This is a genomic window from Pantoea sp. Mb-10, assembly GCF_021272205.1.
GTDB lineage: Bacteria > Pseudomonadota > Gammaproteobacteria > Enterobacterales > Enterobacteriaceae > Pantoea.
In genome coordinates this window covers 197,786-216,984 of the sequence record NZ_JAJSDX010000003.1, presented here as the reverse complement: position 1 = coordinate 216,984, position 19,199 = coordinate 197,786, and the positions used below count along the sequence as shown (strand labels likewise).

The 19,199-nt window shown below is 56.3% G+C and carries 19 protein-coding genes; 5 read left to right on the top strand and 14 right to left on the bottom strand.

Going from position 1 to position 19,199, the window contains the following annotated elements:
* Nucleotides 1-8: 8 nt before the first annotated feature.
* Together LU196_RS06985 and mutY are read right to left on the bottom strand one after the other, a co-directional pair.
* Nucleotides 9-281, bottom strand: a complete 273-nt coding sequence (locus tag LU196_RS06985; protein ID WP_232758627.1) for an oxidative damage protection protein — start codon at nt 279-281, stop codon at nt 9-11.
* Entirely contained in the window at nt 281-1,366 is a 1,086-nt protein-coding gene (mutY, locus tag LU196_RS06980; protein WP_232758629.1) for an A/G-specific adenine glycosylase, read from the bottom strand. Before mutY ends, LU196_RS06985 begins: the two co-directional genes overlap by 1 nt.
* A gap of 154 nt (nt 1,367-1,520) precedes the next feature.
* Between mutY and trmB the strand changes: the two genes are divergently transcribed.
* The 3 genes from trmB (at nt 1,521) to LU196_RS06965 (ending at nt 3,420) form a co-directional block, all read left to right on the top strand.
* Entirely contained in the window at nt 1,521-2,240 is a 720-nt protein-coding gene (gene trmB / locus LU196_RS06975; protein ID WP_232758631.1) for a tRNA (guanosine(46)-N7)-methyltransferase TrmB, read from the top strand.
* Entirely contained in the window at nt 2,240-2,566 is a 327-nt protein-coding gene (locus LU196_RS06970) for a YggL family protein (RefSeq protein WP_232758632.1), read from the top strand. Before trmB ends, LU196_RS06970 begins: the two co-directional genes overlap by 1 nt.
* A gap of 134 nt (nt 2,567-2,700) precedes the next feature.
* Entirely contained in the window at nt 2,701-3,420 is a 720-nt protein-coding gene (locus tag LU196_RS06965) for a DUF2884 domain-containing protein (protein ID WP_232758633.1), read from the top strand.
* A 162-nt stretch (nt 3,421-3,582) separates the two neighbouring features.
* On the opposite strand, the gene hemW is transcribed toward LU196_RS06965, so the two are convergent.
* From hemW to LU196_RS06945, 4 genes are read right to left on the bottom strand one after another with little or no spacing between them, the layout of a single operon-like run.
* The gene (gene hemW / locus LU196_RS06960) at nt 3,583-4,713 is read right to left on the bottom strand and encodes a radical SAM family heme chaperone HemW (RefSeq protein ID WP_232758634.1); all 1,131 of its coding nucleotides are present in this window, start codon (nt 4,711-4,713) and stop codon (nt 3,583-3,585) included.
* On the bottom strand, nt 4,706-5,299 hold the full coding sequence (locus LU196_RS06955; RefSeq protein ID WP_232758635.1) for an XTP/dITP diphosphatase: 594 nt from the start codon (nt 5,297-5,299) through the stop codon (nt 4,706-4,708). The genes hemW and LU196_RS06955 overlap by 8 nt, the downstream gene beginning before the upstream one ends.
* 20 nt (nt 5,300-5,319) lie before the next feature.
* Nucleotides 5,320-5,874 (bottom strand): YggT family protein, encoded by a 555-nt coding sequence (locus tag LU196_RS06950; RefSeq protein ID WP_232758637.1) that lies wholly within the window; start codon nt 5,872-5,874, stop codon nt 5,320-5,322.
* 27 nt (nt 5,875-5,901) lie between these two features.
* Nucleotides 5,902-6,594, bottom strand: a complete 693-nt coding sequence (locus LU196_RS06945) for a YggS family pyridoxal phosphate-dependent enzyme (RefSeq protein WP_232758639.1) — start codon at nt 6,592-6,594, stop codon at nt 5,902-5,904.
* A 16-nt stretch (nt 6,595-6,610) separates the two neighbouring features.
* Here LU196_RS06945 and LU196_RS06940 point away from each other — a divergent pair, with 16 nt between their 5' ends.
* The gene (locus tag LU196_RS06940) at nt 6,611-7,603 is read left to right on the top strand and encodes a type IV pilus twitching motility protein PilT (RefSeq protein WP_232758641.1); all 993 of its coding nucleotides are present in this window, start codon (nt 6,611-6,613) and stop codon (nt 7,601-7,603) included.
* A gap of 34 nt (nt 7,604-7,637) precedes the next feature.
* Here the strand turns inward: LU196_RS06940 and ruvX are convergent, their stop codons facing one another.
* The 8 genes from ruvX to metK form a co-directional block, all read right to left on the bottom strand.
* A complete protein-coding gene (ruvX, locus tag LU196_RS06935) occupies nt 7,638-8,054 on the bottom strand; it encodes a Holliday junction resolvase RuvX (RefSeq protein ID WP_232758643.1) in 417 nt (138 codons plus the stop codon).
* Nucleotides 8,054-8,617: a YqgE/AlgH family protein gene (locus LU196_RS06930; RefSeq protein ID WP_232758644.1), complete on the bottom strand. Its 564-nt coding sequence runs from the start codon at nt 8,615-8,617 to the stop codon at nt 8,054-8,056. The genes ruvX and LU196_RS06930 overlap by 1 nt, the downstream gene beginning before the upstream one ends.
* Nucleotides 8,618-8,703: 86 nt before the next feature.
* Entirely contained in the window at nt 8,704-9,648 is a 945-nt protein-coding gene (gshB, locus tag LU196_RS06925) for a glutathione synthase (RefSeq protein ID WP_232758646.1), read from the bottom strand.
* Nucleotides 9,649-9,743: 95 nt separating this feature from the next.
* Complete coding sequence (rsmE, locus tag LU196_RS06920; RefSeq protein ID WP_232758648.1) at nt 9,744-10,475, bottom strand: 16S rRNA (uracil(1498)-N(3))-methyltransferase; 732 nt, start codon at nt 10,473-10,475, stop codon at nt 9,744-9,746.
* A gap of 72 nt (nt 10,476-10,547) precedes the next feature.
* The gene (endA, locus tag LU196_RS06915) at nt 10,548-11,255 is read right to left on the bottom strand and encodes a deoxyribonuclease I (RefSeq protein ID WP_232758649.1); all 708 of its coding nucleotides are present in this window, start codon (nt 11,253-11,255) and stop codon (nt 10,548-10,550) included.
* 75 nt (nt 11,256-11,330) lie between these two features.
* Nucleotides 11,331-11,843 carry a SprT family zinc-dependent metalloprotease gene (locus LU196_RS06910; RefSeq protein WP_232758651.1) on the bottom strand — a complete coding sequence of 171 codons (513 nt, stop codon included), beginning with the start codon at nt 11,841-11,843 and terminating at the stop codon, nt 11,331-11,333.
* 95 nt (nt 11,844-11,938) lie between these two features.
* Nucleotides 11,939-13,333 (bottom strand): sugar porter family MFS transporter, encoded by a 1,395-nt coding sequence (locus LU196_RS06905; protein ID WP_232758653.1) that lies wholly within the window; start codon nt 13,331-13,333, stop codon nt 11,939-11,941.
* Between the two features lie 471 nt (nt 13,334-13,804).
* Complete coding sequence (gene metK, locus LU196_RS06900) at nt 13,805-14,956, bottom strand: methionine adenosyltransferase (protein ID WP_232758654.1); 1,152 nt, start codon at nt 14,954-14,956, stop codon at nt 13,805-13,807.
* A gap of 764 nt (nt 14,957-15,720) precedes the next feature.
* On the opposite strand from metK, the gene speA reads away from it, so the two are divergent.
* Nucleotides 15,721-17,700, top strand: coding sequence for a biosynthetic arginine decarboxylase (gene speA, locus LU196_RS06895; RefSeq protein WP_232758656.1), 1,980 nt, complete (start codon nt 15,721-15,723; stop codon nt 17,698-17,700).
* Nucleotides 17,701-19,199: the final 1,499 nt, after the last annotated feature.

Genomic DNA, 19,199 nt, shown 5'->3' with positions numbered 1-19,199 from the left:
TAAACGGGTTATTTTTCTGGCGGGGTATAACCTTCAATGTGCACATCTTTCCCTTCGAAGAGGAAATTCACCATCTCCTTTTCCAGCACTTTGCGGTCTTCCGGATTCATCATGTTGAGCTTCTTCTCGTTGATCAGCATGGTTTGTTTGGCCATCCACTGCTGCCAGGCTTCTTTAGAAATCTCATTGTAGATGCGCTTACCAATCTCGCCAGGGTAGAGCTGAAAATCCTGACCTTCAGCCTCGCGTTGTAAAAACGTACAAAAAATGGTGCGGCTCATTACTCTTCCTCTTGGATCAAACGCGCGTTTAGCGTTAGCTGTTGGGGATGGCGCAATTCGTGTAACAGGCGCTCAACCGGCGCGGCCAATCCCACTGACGGGGGTTGCGCTAAGTTATACCAGAGAGCGCCTGCTTCATCCATCAGCGACCCGGACGAAGGCCACGCTAGCCACATTGGCACAATGTCTAAATGGAAATGGCTAAAGGTGTGGCGAAACGCGGTGAGTTGCTGAGGTTTGCCAGGAATACCGTGCGCGGCTAACCAGTCGATGAGCGCCTGTTCGCTATCGAACTGGGGAAAGCAGAATAGGCCGCCCCACAGGCCCACCGGCGGACGCTGCTGCAAAAACACCGTATTGTCGTGCTGCATCAGCAAAAACCAGCCGCTACGCTGCGGCAACGTGACTTTGGGCTTTTTGCCTGGATAATCGGCCCAGTTCTGATTGGCATAGGCCTCGCAGCCGCTGTTCAGCGGGCAGACCTCGCATTTGGGACGCGAACGGGTACAGACCATCGCGCCGAGATCCATCATCGCTTGATTGAACTGGCTCACGCCTTCGGCGGGCGTCACCGTTTCGCTGATGGTCCACAGGCGTTTCTCGACCTCTTTTTTACCGGGCCAGCCGCTCACGGCGTAGCAGCGGGCGAGGACGCGCTTAACGTTGCCGTCCAGAATCGGGAAGTGCTGGCCCAGCGACAGCGACAGGATGGCGCCCGCCGTAGAGCGCCCAACGCCCGGCAGTGCGGCCACGGCCTCAAAGGTGCGGGGAAACTCGCCGCCGTGCTGGGTGACCACCTGCTGCGCGGCTTTGTGTAGATTGCGCGCACGTGCGTAATAGCCCAGTCCGGTCCAGAGATGGAGCACCTCATCCAGCGGAGCTGCGGCCAGATCCGTAACGGTGGGAAAACGCGCCATAAAGCGGTCAAAGTAGGGGATCACCGTGGCGACCTGCGTTTGCTGTAGCATCACTTCAGAGAGCCACACTTTATAAGGTGTCTTCTCCAGCTGCCACGGCAGGGTTTTGCGACCAAAGCGCTGATACCATTCCAGCACCTGTTGCGCGAACTGCGGCGCTTGCATCATAGGGGGGAAATTTTCCGTGGTTACTCTACAATCAGGCAGGAATTCCAGCACAGAGACCACAGGGTGTAAACCAGAAGATTGCAAAGGCTTGCTTCTGCTATCTAACTTTGCATAATGCGCGTTTCCCTGAACAGGCTAACCAGCAGGCTTCAACATGATTAATGACGTCATCACCCCGGAATTTGATGAGAATGGGCGGCCATTACGCCGTATCCGCAGTTTTGTGCGCCGCCAGGGGCGCTTAACGAAAGGACAGCAGCTCGCGCTCGACAATTACTGGCCGGAGATGGGCGTGGAGTTTCAGCCTGAGCCGCTGGACATGGTGGCGCTGTTTGGCCGTGAGGCACCGCTGGTGCTGGAGATCGGCTTCGGCATGGGCGCCTCCCTGGTGGCAATGGCGCAAAACAACCCGCACCAGAATTTTCTCGGCATTGAAGTGCATGCGCCTGGGGTCGGCGCGTGCCTGGCCTCAGCAAAAGAAGCGGGCGTGACCAATCTGCGCGTCATGTGCCACGACGCGGTTGAAGTACTGCAAAAGATGATTCCCGATAACAGCCTGCGCATGGTGCAGCTGTTCTTCCCGGATCCGTGGCACAAAGCGCGTCACAACAAGCGCCGTATCGTGCAGGTACCCTTTGCAGAACTGGTGCAGCGCAAACTGAAGCTGGGCGGGGTGTTTCACATGGCCACCGACTGGGAAGCGTATGCGCAGCACATGCTTGAGGTCATGAACAGCATCGACGGGTATACTAACCAGTCGGAAACACAGGATTACGTGCCGCGTCCAGAGACGCGTCCGTTAACCAAGTTTGAGCAGCGCGGGCAGCGACTGGGCCACGGCGTATGGGATTTGATGTTTGAGAGGGTGAAATAATGGCCGTACAGCGTAGCCGTCGTTTACGTAAAAAATTGCACATTGATGAGTTTCAGGAGTTGGGGTTCTCTGTCGCCTGGCGCTTTGCCGAGGGCACATCTGAAGACGAAGTGGACGCCACGCTGGATCAATTCATTAACGAAGTGATCGATCCCAACGGCCTCGCTTACGATGGCAGCGGCTATCTGGTCTGGGAAGGGCTGGTGTGTCTGCAGCAAACCGGCAAATGCACCGATGAACACCGTGAAATTGTGCGTAACTGGCTGGCGCAGCGGAATCTACAGGACATTCAGATTACCGAACTGTTTGACGTTTGGTGGGATTGATCCGCCTCTTTTCTCTGGCACTGTCGCCGTTCGGCAGTGCCCCTGTCCCAACGCCATCTCCCTCGGCGGCGCGACACTGCCGGCCAGTCCGCTGTTCCGTTCTGTCGCTATCGGTTTGAACAAAGGAAAATTGCATGATTCGTAAAGCTCTCTCCACCGCGCTGCTGCTGATGGCCGCCGCCCAGGCGCACGCGGATTATCAATGCAGCGTAAAACCCCAGGATGACGTGATCATTACTCCGCAGCGCGTGCAGGTTGTTGGCAGCAACGGCAACCTTGAGCTCTCGCCCCAGGGCGAGGTGCGTTTTAATGGGCAGAGCGTGACGGTGGACACCGCAACGCGCCAGCAGGCGATTGATTACCAAACGGCCCTGCGCCGCGATTTGCCGTGGGTGGATAACGGCGCCACCACGCGGTTGGAGCGCAGCCGTGCGGCGCTGGATAAAGTCATCGTGGAAAAACTGGGCCCGAACAGCAATGTGCGTCATCGCCTTAGCACGCTCAATGGGCAGCTCAAGCAGCAGATGAACCGCATTATTGAGCACCGTGCGGACGGCTTGACCTTCCACCACCAGGCGATCGATCAGGTGCGTGCTGAAGGGGAAAAGCTGGTACAGAGTACGCTGGGCGGCATCATGCAGGACAGCCTGAATGAGATGGGCAGCAGCCAGACGGCCAGCGGCGGCAATCCGTTGCAGGCGATCATGGGCAACCTGGGCGGCCTACAGCAGGCGGTACAGGCCGAATGGAACAATCAGGAGCAGGATTTCCAGAATTTTGGCCATGAAGTGTGTAACCGCGTCACTGCGCTGGAAAGACAGCGTAAGTCGCTGATGAACAAGGTGAAGAACTGACGTTCCCGGTCATCATCCAGCCTGCCTGCTGCGGGCTGGCTCACCGCGTCCCGCTGTTTTGACGTTTCTTTGCCACGCCATGGCGCTAGCCTACGCCTGATGCGCGGCTGATTAACCTGACGTCCGGCAAGGCGCACCGCAGTGTGTCTTGCCGGATCGCAGTTACATAAACAGTTCCAGTAGAGAGTTCAGGAACAGTTTGCCTTTCTCCGTGATTTGCCACGCGTCTGAGCGTTCTACCACATACCCGGCGGCAATCGCTTTTTCCATCTGCGGGCGGATCGCCTGCTCATCCAGCCCGGTATAGCGGGTGAAATCTGCGCGCGGTGCGGCTTCCAGTAGACGGAAGCGATTCATAAAGAACTCAAACGGCTTATCTTCCTGCGCCACGTCATGCTGCTTATCCAGATAATTGCCTGCCATAAAGCCGCGCGGGTGGCGCGTTTTTACCGTGCGCACGATGCGTCCGTCGGGCTGGGTGAGCTTGCCATGGGCGCCGCAGCCAATGCCGAGATAATCGCCAAAGCGCCAGTAGTTGAGGTTGTGCTCGCAGCGGTAGCCGGGTTTCGCATAGGCGGACGTTTCGTACTGCTGGTAGCCCGCTGCGGTCAACAGCGCGTGACCCTGCTCAAAGATGTCCCATAGCGCATCATCGTCCGGCAGCGCAGGCGGCCGCGAGGCAAACAGCGTATTGGGCTCGATGGTGAGCTGGTACCACGACAGGTGCGGCGGATTAAGCGCAATTGCCTGGCGCAGATCGTCCAGCGCCTCCTCCAGCGATTGATCCGGCAGTCCGTGCATCAGATCGAGATTGAAGCTGCGCAGCCCCAGGCCGGAGGCCAGCTCGGCCGCCCGGCGCGCTTCTTCCGGTCCGTGAATGCGGCCCAGGCGCGTTAATTTTTCCGGGCTAAAGCTCTGCACGCCAATGGAGATGCGGTTGATGCCCGCCCGCTGGTAGCCGCTAAAGCGATCGGCTTCCACCGTACCGGGATTCGCTTCCATGGTGATTTCCGCCGAGGGGGAGAGCGGCACGCGCGCCCGCACGCCGTCCATCAGCATCTGCATCGCCTCGCTGCTGAGCAAGCTTGGCGTGCCGCCGCCGATGAACACCGTACGCACTTCGCGTCCGGCGGTCAGCGGCAGGTCGCGATCGAGGTCGTTGAGCAGGTGCTGCACGTACTCGTTGTGCGGCACTTCACCTTTCAGCGCGTGAGAGTTGAAGTCGCAGTACGGGCACTTCTGCACGCACCAGGGAATGTGAATGTACAGGCTTAACGGCGGTAACTCAGGCATTGCGCATCGCTTCCAGCAACAGCGTCAATGCTTTTCCACGGTGAGAAACGGCGCGCTTTTCTGCTTTCGTCAGCTCTGCGGCCGTTTTCCCCAATTCAGGCACGTAAAAAATCGGGTCATATCCAAAGCCGCCTTCACCGGCGGCCGCGCGGGTGATTTCCCCCGCCCAGCTGCCGTGAAACACCAGCGGCGTGGGATCTTCCGCGTGGCGCAGATACACCAGCACGCAGTGAAACTGCGCCTGGCGCTGGCCGTCCGGCACATTTTCCAGCGCGTGCAACAGCTTCTCAAGGTTCTGCGCGTCGCTGGCGTCCTCACCCGCATAGCGCGCGGAATAGATGCCGGGCGCGCCGCCCAGTGCGTCAACCGCCAGGCCAGAATCATCGGCAATGGCGGGCAGGCCAGTGACCTGTGCCGCGTGGCGCGCTTTGATCAGCGCGTTTTCAATAAAGGTCAGGCCGGTTTCATCGGCCGACGCCACGCCCAGTTCAGTCTGCGCCACAATAGTGAGGCCGAACTCTGTTAACAGATCGGCCAGTTCGCGGACTTTACCCGGGTTACCGGTGGCGAGAACAACGTTTTGCATAACACATCCAAATCAAAGAATTACAGCAGATACCAAAGGCCGGGGAACAGATCCATGCCGAGGAAGTTCAGCGCGTAAAGCACCAGAATGACGATCATCGCCGAGAAATCGATGCCGCCCATGGCGGGCAGGATGCGGCGAATCGGCGCCATCAGCGGTTCGGTCAGTTGAATCAATACGGCATCCATCGCGCCGCGACCCTGGCTGATCCAGCTCATCAGCGAGCGGATAATGATCGCCCAGAACACCAGATAACCGGCGGACTTGAGGAGTGACAAGAGCCCAACCAGTAGGTTGGTGGGATCCACCGAGAAAACGCCGACCTGGATCAGCAGCAAAATCGGGTATTTGAGCGTCGTGAGGACAAAGGCCAGCAGCAGCGATGCCGTATCAATTGGCCCCAGCGCAGGTAATACGCGGCGCAGCGGTTTAATAATCGGTTGGGTAATTTTCACCACAAACTGCGACAGGGGATTGTAGAAGTCACAGCGCGCCCACTGCATCCAGACGCGCAGCAGCAGTACCATCACGTACAGGTCAATCAGCGTTTTGACTAAAAACGTCAGTGTTAACATGGAGTTCCTCAATTATTGTTGTGAAGGTCACGCGTAATTGCGCGCGCCAAATACGGCGGTGCCAATGCGCACCATGGTGCTGCCTGCGGCGATGGCCGCGTCCATATCGTCGCTCATTCCCAGAGAAAGCGTATCGACGTCAGGATACGCCCGCTGTAGCGCATAAAAGGCGTCCGCCATTCGCTGACACACCGCCAGCTGACGCGCGTAATCCTGCTCCGGTGCCGGAATCGCCATCAGGCCGCGCAGGCGCAGACGCGGCAGCGTGGCGATCAGCTGTGCCAGCGGAGAAATGGCCTCCAGCATGATGCCAGATTTGCTGTTTTCGTCACTGATATTTACCTGAATGAGCACGTTAAGCGGCGGTAACTCGCCGGGGCGCTGATCGTTGAGTCGCTGCGCGATACGGTCGCGATCCACGGTATGGCACCAGGCGAAGTGCTCGGCCACCAGCCGACTTTTATTGGATTGCAATGGGCCAATAAAGTGCCATTGCAGGTCTGGGCGATTGGCCAGCGCAGTGACTTTTTCTACGCCTTCCTGCACGTAGTTTTCACCAAAGGCCCGCTGCCCGGCAGCAACCGCCTCGTGAATCGCGCTCACAGGTTTGGTTTTGCTCACTGCAAGTAACGTAATTTCTTCTGGCGCACGGCCGCAGCGTTTAGCCGCCGCGGCGATACGTTCGCGCACCTGCTGTAAGTTGTGCTCAATGGAAGTCATAGTCAGGAGAAACTAAATGGAGTTGGATGACATAGTGGCCCTTAGTGTAAAGCATAACGCTGCCGATCTGCACCTCTGCAGCGGACTTTTGCCCCACTGGCGGCGACAGGGCGTGCTGGAGCCGCTACCCGACGCTCGAACACTGTCCATAGCGTGGCTGGAGCAGTTTAGCCAACAGCACTTAACGCACGCGCAGCAGGATACGCTGGAGGCTTGTGGTCACGTAGATTTCGCCTTGACGCTCGCGCACGGCACGCGCCTGCGCGCTAATCTTTTTAAGCAGCGCCACGGGCTCTCGCTGGCGCTGCGTGTGATCGCCTGCGACCCGCCCGCACTCGATACCCTGCATCTGCCGCCGGCGGTGCCAGTGCTGACGCAGCAAGAGAGCGGATTAATGCTGATTGTCGGTGCCACCGGCAGCGGCAAATCCACCACGCTGGCGGCGCTGGTGGCCAGCCTGAATCAGCATCATGCGCGTCACATCATCACGCTGGAAGATCCCATTGAGTTTGTCCACCACAGCCAGCGTTCGCTGATTCAGCAGCGAGAAGTGGGCACACACTGCGCGTCCTTCCAGCAAGGATTAAAGGCGGCGCTGCGCGAAGATCCGGATGTGATTTTGCTGGGCGAACTACGCGACAGCGAAACCATTCGTCTGGCGCTTACTGCGGCAGAGACCGGCCATCTGGTATTGGCGACGCTGCACACGCGCGGCGCGGCACAAGCGGTGGATCGCTTGGTGGATGTGTTTCCCGCCGAGGAGAAGAACCTGGTGCGCACCCAGCTGGCAAGCAGCCTAAAAGCGGTGCTGGCCCAGCGGCTGGTTGCGGCGCGGCGCGGTGGGCGGATTGGGGTGTATGAACTGCTGATCGCCACACCTGCGGTGGCGAATTTGATCCGCGAAGGGAAAATGCATCAGCTGCCTGGCGTGTTACAAACCGGTGCGCAGGCGGGTATGCAGACCTTTGCGCAGAGCGAGCAGGCACGGCGTGACGCCGGCCTAATCTGAGCCAGGCGCGCCTGCAACACGGAGCAAAAGGGCGTCAGTGGTTTTCGAACCAATCTTCCAGGATAATGACCGCCGATTGCGAGTCTACCTGGCCTTTCTGCAATGCCCGATAGCCGCCGCGTGCAAACAGCCCGGCGCGTGCTTCCACCGTGCTGAGGCGCTCATCCTGCAACTCGACCCGAACGCCAAAGCGGCCGTGCAGGCGATTGGCAAATTTTCGCGCGCGTGCGGTAAGCGGCTGCTCGGTGCCATCCATGTTAAGCGGCAATCCCACGACCACGTAATCGGGTTGCCACTCGTTGAGCAGCTTCTCGATCAGCAGCCAGTCGGGCGTACCATCCTGTGCTTTCAGTGCCGCGAGCGCGCGCGCGGTTCCGGTGAGCTGCTGCCCCACGGCGACGCCGATGCTTTTGGTGCCGAAGTCAAACCCCAGCAGGGTGTCGCTGCTCATCAGGCGTGTCCTGCATCGCTGGTTAGGTTATGAATATCAATCCCTAAACTGCGCGCCGCTTCGCGCCAGCGGTCGGCGATAGGCGTTTTAAACAGAATATCCGTATTAGCGGGCGTGGTAAGCCAGGCGTTTTCCAGCAGTTCGCTCTCCAGCTGGTCTTTCTCCCACGCGCAGTAGCCCAGCGCAACAAACACGCTTTCAGGCTGCGCACGGGTGCCAATGGCTTCCAGTACATCGCGGGACGTGGTGATGACTGTACTCTCGGAAATGCGAATACTTGAGGCATAGACGCACTGCGCGGAGTGCAGGATAAAGCCCCGATCTTCCGCCAGTGGTCCGCCGGCAAATACCGGTTTATCCAGCTTGATGGCGGGGTCACGTTCGGTGGCAGTGATTTTAAGCTTCTTGAGAATACCTTCTACCGTCAGGTTTTCCATGGGCTTATTGATAATCAACCCCATGGCACCCTCTTCGTTGTGCTCGCAGATATACACCACCGAGCGTTTGAAGAGCGGATCTTGCAGCGACGGCATCGCAATCAAAAAATGGTGCTGTAAATTCATTATCACTCATATACCAAAAGTAACCGGCATTACCGCCGCAACGCCGGTTTTGGGTGGTTTACTGCGCTTGTGCGCCAGAACTTGTCTCAGCCCAAACGTTTCTCAATTGCGTCCATGAGCATACCGGTAATGGAAACGGGGAAGGCCGCTTCAATTTCACGTATGCAGGTTGGGCTGGTCACGTTAACTTCAGTCAGTTTATCACCGATGATGTCGAGGCCGACAAAAATTAGCCCTTTGGCTTTAAGCGTAGGCCCAACGCGACGGGCGATTTCCCAGTCGCTCTCGCTCAGCGGACGTGCTTCGCCGCGTCCGCCGGCCGCAAGGTTGCCACGCGTCTCGCCGCCCTGCGGAATACGCGCCAGGCAGTAAGGCACCGGCTCACCGTCCACCACCAGTACGCGCTTGTCGCCTTCTTTAATCGCCGGCAGGTAGTTCTGCGCCATGCAGAAATACTGGCCGTGATTGGTTAAGGTTTCGCTGATCACGCCAAAGTTGGCATCATCCTGCTTAACGCGGAAGATGGAGGCGCCGCCCATGCCATCCAGCGGCTTCAAAATCACATCACCGTGCTCTTGCCAGAAGGCACGCAGCTTCTCTTTATTACGCGTCACCAGCGTATCCGGCGTTAAATCGGCGAACCATGCGGTGTAGAGCTTTTCGTTACAGTCGCGCAGGCTTTGCGGTTTGTTAACAATCAGCGTGCCTTGCTCTTCGGCGCGCTCCAGCAGATAGGTGGCATAAATGAACTCGGTATCAAACGGCGGATCTTTGCGCATGAGCACCACGTTGAGATCGGCCAGCGCAATTTCCTGTTCGCTGCCAAACGTATACCAGCTGTCATAATTCTGTTCCACGCTCAGCAGACGCGTGCGGGCGTAGGTGACGCCGCCGCGCAGCGAGAGGTCGCCCATCTCCATGTAGTGAATTTCGTAACCGCGGCGCTGTGCTTCCAGCAACATGGCGAAGCTGGAGTCTTTTTTAATATTGATGGACGAAATAGGGTCCATCACGATGCCAAGCTTAATCATTATTCTCTCCTCAAGGGGAAGTCAGCCGTCCCGTTTCGTATGAAAGCGTCAGGCTGTTGAATCGGCGCGGGGGGATACGCGCCAAAAATTATCGCTTAACCGAGGTCGCCAAACCTCACCTGAAGTGCCGTAATGGCGGTGAGCGCGGTGGTTTCCGTGCGCAGCACGCGCGGTCCCAGCAGGATGTCGGTAAAGTGTTGCTGCGCGGTCATGGCAATTTCATCTGCTGACAATCCGCCCTCGGGGCCAATCAGCAGGCGCACCCGTGAGACCGGCTGCGCGAGCGTGTTGATGCTGTGACTGGCGCGCGGGTGCAAATTCAGCTTAAGCCCGCTCTCCGGTTCCGCACACCAGGCTTCCAGCGTCATGGCGTCACGAATTTCTGGCACGCGATTACGACCGCACTGCTCGCAGGCGGCAATGGCAATTTTCTGCCACTGCTGAATTTTCTTTGCCAGGCGCTCCGCATCCAGCTTGACGCCGCAGCGCTCAGAAAACAGCGGCGTAATAACATTCACGCCCAGCTCGATCGACTTCTGAATGGTAAATTCCATCTTCTCGCCGCGCGACATCACCTGACCGAGATGAAGGTGCAGCGGCGATTCGCGATCGTCAGGCTGACTCGCCAGCACCCTTACTTTTACACGCTTTTTATCAGACTGGGTGATTTCCGCCTGAAAAGTCAGATTACTGCCATCAAACAGTTCAATATGCTGCCCCGCCGTCATGCGCAGCACGCGCCCAACGTGGTTAGCGGCATCTTCATCCAGCAAGATTTCACGGTCAACGTCGAGGGGGTCGGGGTGATAAATGCGAGGTATACGCATGCGGTTCCTGCCAGCGTTAGGCCGTGCCAGCGGGCACGGCGCAATCAAAAAAAGCTAGTGTAGGTAGGGCATTTAGCGCTGGCAAGCCTGTTGTACGTAAGGGTTATGATTTCCCTGTACTCGCGCAATGCGATTGTCTCGTTCGCACTCCCACGGCGTCACCGGGTACTGTTTATCCCACACGGTAAAGAGCTGCGTTTGCTGACGTGACAGGCGCAGATGGTACTGGTCGCGCATATAGAAATAGGTGCGGGCGATGATGCCACGCGCGCGCTCGGGCGGCTGCGCCAGCTTCTCTTTAAAGTCCACTTTCATGCTGCACTGGCCATACGGCTGCTCGCCGCCGTTCCACTGGCTGTACGGGAAGTTATTGCGGTCGCCGTTTACTTCGCCAACGGCGGGTTGCAGGTTATGGAGATCGCTCTCAATACGGCGATAGTCGGCGTCTTTGGTGCAATTTTTACGACCGCCGTTCTGCCAGCACTGCCGCTGATGGCCAAACTCCCACGCTGGCATCACATGCTCCCACTCAATCCGCTCGGCGCGATTGGCGTTTTTACGCACGGTATAACCGCAGCTATTGAGATCCGGCACGCCTTTTTTACCGTGCCAGGTGATTTTACAGCCGCAATAAAAATCACCGGGTGCATCCGCGTTGATCGCCGCAGCAAAGGTTTTGGCCTGCTGAAAATTGTTCTGATGATACGACGTAGGATCAAGGCTGAATGCGCTCAGCGGCGCCAGTAATAAGGAGAGTAATAACAGCGTTTTGCGAGACATATTCCAAATTTACCCAAAGCGGAAAAGGGCGGCAGGGTAACAGAAGCGGCGCCAGCGGGGAATCAGATTCAGACGCTAACGGGCGGCGAATTCACCGGGCTGTAGGCGTGTGCCGCAGTGAACGCAGCGATATTCGCTCTCGCCCCGCACCACGCGATTATGACGCCGCACCGTAAGCTGATGTTGCTGGCAGTCACAGCGGTAAGGGAAGGTATTGCTGCGCACCGAGGTGAGGGCAAAAGTGTGGGTGCGCCGCGCCGGTACGCCCAACACGCTCTCCATCATCCATTTCCACTCCTTGCCGTGCGGCGGCACGCGGCCGTAGAGTTTCCACACCAGCAGGTGCGCCAGCTCGTGCGGCACCACCTCTTCAACAAACGCGCGGGGGTTCTCCTGTAACAGCAGCGGGTTTAGGCGGATTTCCCACTTTTCCAACCATGCCGTGCCCGCTGCCGTGCCGCGCTGTTGATAGGTCAGCAGCGGCTCATCAAAGGTGCGCGCCAGCCGCTCACTGGCCAGTTGTAAAAAGTGGCGCAGGGAGCGCATAACGTCTTGTTGCAGCGCAATCGGCAGGCGAGGTGTTTTCATGGCGGGCAGCATAAAAAATTGGCGACCATCATTCAAGCGGGCTTAGGGCAAAAAAAAAGGCCGCCCGAGGGCAGCCTTGAGAGAGAAGCGAGCGTTTACTGCTGACCGATATCACGCAGTTTTTTACCCTGCATCAGGTTGCGCTCAATGTGCTCCAGCGAGACGTTTTTGGTCTCTGGGATCAGCGCCAGCGTCAGCAGAATAAAGAAGACGTTCAGACCGGCATAAACCCAGAAGGTCGGCGCATTGCCCAGCGTATTCAGCATGGTTAAGAAGGTCGCACCGACGATCATGTTGGCAATCCAGTTGGTGGCCGTGGAGACCGTAATGCCGAAGTCGCGGCCTTTCAGCGGCTGGATCTCGGAGCACAGCACCCAGATCAGCGGACCGGCTGACATTGCAAAGCCCACGATAAACATCAGCAGCATGGCAATCGCGAAGTACTGCGCAGACGGCGTGTGAATACCCATGTGCAACATGGTGCCCAGCACGCCCATACCGGCAGCCATCACAATGAAGCCCAGCACCAGTGTCGGTTTACGGCCCCAGCGATCCACCAGGCCAATGGCAATAAAGGTGGCCAACACGTTCACCAGACCCACAATCACCGTGCCCCACATCTGCTGGGTGGTGTTCGCGAAGCCCGCGATTTCAAAGATTTTCGGCGCGTAATACATAATGACGTTCATGCCGGTGAACTGCTGCATTACCTGCAACAGCACGCCCAGATAGACCGCGCGGCGGAAGTTGCTGTTGCCCTGGAACAGCTGCCAGCCAGACTGTTTCACCTTCAGGCTTTCGCGGATTTCGTCCAGCTCGCGTTTCGCCTGCTCGCTGGTATCACGCAGGCGATCCAGCACGCGCTGCGCGCTGCGGAAATCGCCCTTTGCCGCCAGCCAGCGCGGGCTGTTAGGCAGGAAGAACACGCCCACCAGCAGCAGCACGGCCGGAATAGTGATGATACCGAGCATCCAGCGCCACGCACCGGCATCGCTGAACGCGGTGTCAGACAGGTAAGCGGCCAAAATGCCAATGGTAATCATCAGCTGATACAGCGAAATCATGCTGCCGCGAATCTTTTCCGGCGCGATTTCAGAAAGATAGAGAGGAGCAGTGTACGACGCAACGCCTACGGCCAGGCCAAGCACCACGCGCGCGGCAATCAGCATTTCCGGGTTAGGGGCCATCGCCGACCAAAGCGAACCAATAACAAACAGGATAGCGCCCGCCATCAGGCTCTTTTTACGGCCCAGGTGCGACGACATCCAGCCGCTGCCGACAGCGCCGATCGCGGCACCGAACATCATGGAGCTGACGATCCACTCTTGCTGATGCGCGGTGACGTTAAAATCCTTGGCGATGAAGGGCAGGGCACCGGCAATGACGCCGATATCCAGACCAAACAGCAGGCCAGCCAGGGCCGCTAAGAAGCAGACAAACAAGGTCATCATCTTGTTTGAGGTTCTGCTTTTGTGAGTATTACCAGGCATTGTGCCTCCGAAGTTTATCCATCATTGTTGTTATCAATGTTATGAAACCCGTCAGCGGAAAAAAGTGAGTACGATCACGCTAGTGTAATCGGTTACACACGCTGAAACCCTGCAATCCAGCATTTCCCGCCCAAAATAGGGTTCAAACCAGTAAGGTATAGCTATCTTTAAGTTTCTGACATCGCTCTTCATACCGGCTATCAGACGACGCTGAAAATAACGCATTTTAATAAGAATAACTACGCTGAAAAATCTCTAAATTTCAGATAATAAAAGGATTTCAAAATGTAATCGTTAACATATTGTTAGCAATGCAGTGCTAACAGTGTAGACAACGAAATAAAAAGCGCCTGGGCCGCCTGGCAAAAGGCACAAAAGGGCGCAAAGTGAGCAGCAAGACGAGTGATGGGGCGGAGTAGGGACAAAAAAAAGCCCGCTCTCAGAGCGGGCGTGTCGGGCAGGCGGGGACGATTACAGGCCCGCAGCCTCGCGCAGCTGCTGCGCTTTATCGGTTTGTTCCCATGGGAAGTGTTCGCGACCGAAGTGACCGTAAGCGGCCGTTTCTTTATAGATCGGCTTCAGCAAATCCATCATCTGGATCAGACCGTAAGGGCGCAGGTCGAAGAATTCACGCACCAGCAGCGTCAACTGTTCGGTTGATACTTTCTCGGTGCCGAAGGTTTCCACCATGATGGAGGTCGGCTCTGCCACGCCAATTGCGTAGGAGACCTGGATTTCGCAGCGATCGGCCAGGCCAGCCGCCACGATGTTTTTTGCCACATAGCGCGCTGCATAGGCCGCTGAGCGGTCCACTTTGGACGGATCTTTACCGGAGAAAGCGCCGCCGCCGTGACGCGCCATGCCGCCGTAGGTATCAACGATGATTTTACGTCCGGTCAGGCCGCAGTCGCCCATCGGGCCGCCAATCACAAAACGACCGGTTGGGTTGATATGGTATTTGGTGCTGGCGTTGATCCACTCTGTGGGCAGTACCGGTTTGATGATCTCTTCCATCACCGCTTCGCGCAGATCGGCCTGAGAAATTTCTTCTGCATGCTGGGTAGACAGCACGACGGCATCGATACCGACAATTTTTCCACCGTCATACTGGAAAGTGATCTGGCTTTTCGCATCCGGGCGCAGCCACGGCAGCGTGCCGTTCTTACGCACTTCGGCCTGGCGCTGCACCAGACGGTGCGCATAGGTCACGGGAGCAGGCATCAACACGTCGGTTTCATTGGTGGCGTAGCCAAACATCAAACCTTGGTCGCCTGCGCCTTGCTCCAGCGGATCGGTACGGTCAACGCCCTGATTAATGTCGGGAGACTGTTTACCGATAGCGCTCAGTACGGCGCACGAGTTGGCATCGAAGCCCATATCGGAATGAACATAGCCGATCTCACGCACGGTATTACGGGTGATCTCTTCGATATCAACCCATGCGCTGGTGGTGATTTCACCGCCTACCAACACCATCCCGGTTTTCACGTAAGTTTCGCAGGCCACGCGCGCTTTGGGATCCTGTTCCAGGATTGCGTCCAGCACGGCATCGGAAATTTGGTCAGCGATTTTATCAGGATGTCCTTCTGATACGGACTCAGATGTAAAAAGGTGTTTAGCCATTCTGTTCTTTACCTTACAAATGGTTTGAATTCGACTGCATAGCGTAAGTGGCCGGGCCGACTCGACGCCCCTTCAGGCAAAGCCGCGAGCAGTAAGGAGTGAGGTGTCAATCACCTGCACCGCCTGATTGTTAATCAGTTTAGATGGAAAACCATCTGGACGGCTATTTTAGGTTACTCTCCAGGCGGTTTTCCAGTGCTTTTTCTGATTCCGCATTTTTTATTGCGCGACTTCTGGAACATTTTCCTGACACGCCCCGCGCGCTCCGACAAAGATTTTGCATTTCCCCCCGTCTGGTTGTATAAATCGCCGCTGCTAACAGCATGAAATGACGCCGCCGTGCGTCGCGCCGTCAGAAACCTTTTCTGACATATACCGGAACCGCTTTTCGTTTGCTGGTCGCAGACGTTGGAGGTGATGAAAACAATGAATCACACGTCTTCGCTTACCGGTTTACCGCGCAACGCCTGCGCGCTGCCATACCTTTCCCGTTTTGTTCTTTTCTCCCGTCACCGCAGGCTGTGTTGCGGTCATCATGCCGACACGTGCGCTGACTAAACTTTTTAGCCTTTATCGCGCTCAGCCTTATTGAGGATGGAAAACCGCTGCCTTCGGCGCGATTTCACCGACTCGAACAGGGTGTTTTACACTTAGCATCAGTTTCAGCGATACGGGGTTGCGCGAAATGAGGCGATACTTACCCGGTTTTTACGCAAGAAAACAGGGCAACTTTTTCATCTTTCAACGGAAAATTGAGGTTCGCGATGTCTGACGACATGAAGAATATCAAGGGTTCGTCAGCTGGCGAACAGGGTGCACTCCGCTCTATGCAGGAAGTGGCGATGAACGATCAAGAGGCCAGCCGTATGCTGCGCACCTACAACATCGCCTGGTGGGGAAACAACTATTACGACGTCAACGAACTGGGCCACATCAGCGTGTGCCCCGATCCCGATCAGCCTGAGGTGCGCGTCGATCTGGCCAAGCTGGTCAAAGAGCGTGAAGCGGATGGCCAGCGTCTGCCTGCGCTATTTTGCTTCCCACAAATTTTGCAGCACCGCCTGCGCTCCATTAACGCGGCCTTCAAGCGCGCGCGGGAATCCTACGGCTATAAAGGCGATTACTTCCTGGTGTATCCCATCAAGGTGAACCAGCACAAACGCGTGATCGAGTCGCTGGTGAACTCCGGCGAACCGCTTGGACTGGAAGCCGGTTCCAAGGCGGAACTGATGGCAGTGTTGGCCCATGCAGGCAAAACCCGCACGGTGATCGTCTGTAACGGCTATAAAGACCGTGAATACATTCGTCTGGCGCTGATTGGCGAAAAGCTGGGACACAAGGTTTACCTGGTTATTGAGAAAATGACCGAAGTGCGTCTGGTGTTGGAAGAGGCTGAGCGCCTCAATGTGATTCCCCGCTTGGGCATTCGCGCGCGTCTGGCGTCGCAGGGGTCGGGCAAATGGCAATCCAGCGGCGGCGAAAAATCCAAGTTCGGCCTGGCGGCTTCTCAGGTATTACAGCTGGTGGACATCATGCGTAAAGCAGGGCGGCTGGATAGCCTTCAGCTGCTGCATTTCCACCTCGGCTCACAGATGGCCAACATTCGCGATATCGCCACCGGCGTGCGCGAATCGGCGCGCTTCTACGTTGAACTGGCGAAGCTTGGCGTTAACATCAAGTGCTTTGATGTCGGCGGCGGTCTGGGCGTGGATTATGAAGGTACGCGCTCGCAGTCTGACTGCTCGGTGAACTATGGCCTGAACGAATACGCTAACAACGTGATCTGGGCGATTGGCGATGCCTGTGAAGAGCACGGTTTGGAGCACCCAACGGTGATCACCGAGTCCGGCCGCGCCGTGACCGCGCACCATACCGTGCTGGTTTCCAACATCATCGGCGTGGAGCGCAACGAATTTAGCACCCCGGTGGCCCCGGATGCCGATTCGCCGCGTCCGATTCAGAGCCTGTGGAACACCTGGCAGGAGATGCATGAGCCGAGCGTGCGCCGCTCGCTGCGCGAGTGGCTGCATGACAGCCAGATGGATCTGTTCGATATCCATACCGGCTACGCGTCGGGCACCTACGATCTCGGCCAGCGTGCCTGGGCGGAGCAGCTTTATCTCAGCATCTGCCACTATATTCAGCAGCACCTCGACCCCAGTAACCGCGCGCACCGTCCTATCATCGATGAACTGCAGGAGCGCATGGCGGACAAAATTTACGTCAACTTCTCGCTGTTCCAATCAATGCCGGATGCGTGGGGCATTGACCAGCTGTTCCCGGTGCTGCCGCTGGAAGGGCTGAACAAAACGCCACAGCGCCGCGCGGTGCTGCTCGACATTACCTGTGATTCCGACGGCACCATCGATCACTACGTTGACGGTGACGGCATCGCCACCACCCTGCCGATGCCGGAATACGACGTTGATAATCCGCCAATGCTGGGCTTCTTTATGGTGGGCGCCTATCAGGAAATTCTCGGCAACATGCATAACCTGTTTGGCGACACGGAAGCGGTGGATGTGTTTGCCTTCCCGGACGGCAGCGTGGAGGTCCAGCTCTCAGACGAAGGCGATACCGTTGCCGATATGCTGGAGTACGTGCAGCTGAACCCCAACGATCTGATGACGCTGTTCCGCGACCAGGTAACGCAGCAAAAGGACATCGACGAAAGCCTGCGCGCGCAGTTCCTCGAAGAGTTCGAAAGCGGTCTCTACGGCTACACCTATCTCGAAGACGAGTAAGCGGCGTTCACAACGCAGTCGTATTTAAGGGCGCATCGCGATGCGCCCTTATTTTTTGCTATAAGTCACGCCCGAGTGATACGTCACGAATAATCCGCCCGCCTTCAGCATTTATATTTCAATACAATGCTAAAAATCTTCCGTTAATTTAAGCGCAGCGCAGAAGACCGTCTGTGGCGTATTTATGTCACCTCGCCTGAAGACCGCGAAAGGCGCACTCTGCTGGTGCGATCACAATCCTTAAAAAGATTACAAAAATTTAAATATCTCTCCATTCCCGTTCGCTGCGCCTGCGGTTTTTTTTATGCGCTTTTAGGAAAACAAAGTTTTTCAGATAAATAAAGTCAGCTGAGAGGCAAAAAGGGGTTAAGATGGCGGTTTTTATTTTAAATCAGGTACTTGAGATTTTTATGTGCGGATAGAGGTCACGCTTCACGCTTTCTCGGTTCAGCAATTTCTTACTCTTAGTGAAATCAAAAGAAATTTAGCAAGGTAATTAATAGGTTTTGGCGATTAAATTTTACCGAAATGAGGTTTGAAATCTATTTTTCAAAGCTAACCTTCTACGTTAGTCTTTTGTTAAGAGGTAAGTTTTATCGATGTTTTTAAGGCGTTTTACGTAAGCCGTTCGCGCATTCACTCTCGCCGTTTTACGCGAGGGAATAAACGAGAAACACCTTAAAGCCTATTTTATTGATGCTCATAAAAATTATATCCCGCCTGCGCCTGCTCAGAAGCAGGAACGTCTTCTCCTGACGGCGCGGTGAAAAATAATAAGCGTTAGCCTGCGCGACATCAGGCGTTCTACCGTCGGCGTTCTGCCGATGATAAATGGTTTTGCTTCCTTCACCAGATCGGAAAAGTTATTCAGTTTTACCACTGCGGGTTGTTACGGAATTGGGTTGCAGGTGTGGATGACGCAAATGCCGCTAGTATTTTTAGGGCCAATAAAATATCGATAAATCAGGCAGGCCTGTTTTACCGTATTGCGAACTTTTCACTTCCCCCCGCGCGCGATTTATCGCGCCGTCCTGTTACAACGCTCGGCGTGACCTGTGTCAGCGTCGCCCGCTGTAGATTAATGACTTTGGTCCCGGTTATTCCAATCAGACGCGATGTGATGCCGAAATAAGGGGAATTTCCCGCAGAGGAAGGCTTTTTATCCCTGCCGCGTTAACCCTCCCTGCGGCATCACGCCCGGTTTCTTGACCGTCTGGCAATGAATGCGACTACGCGGTGCGCCTGCCCAGGAATAAGGGCTATCGCACGCGCTGTCTGACCAGGGTTTTTAAATTAACGCGTTTTTTATGAATAACATACTGGTTTGCTGGAGGTGGCTTTCGCCACAGAAAAAGTGCGATCGGGTCACGCTGCGGGCGCGGTATAGCGCCGTAGTAATGGGCTTTTCTGGGGTGAAGCGCGCGATCCCACTCCCTTACTGGATGTCGGCCACAGGCGATTTCATTGTGTTAATGAGGTCGTTCAGGAGAAGCAATAAA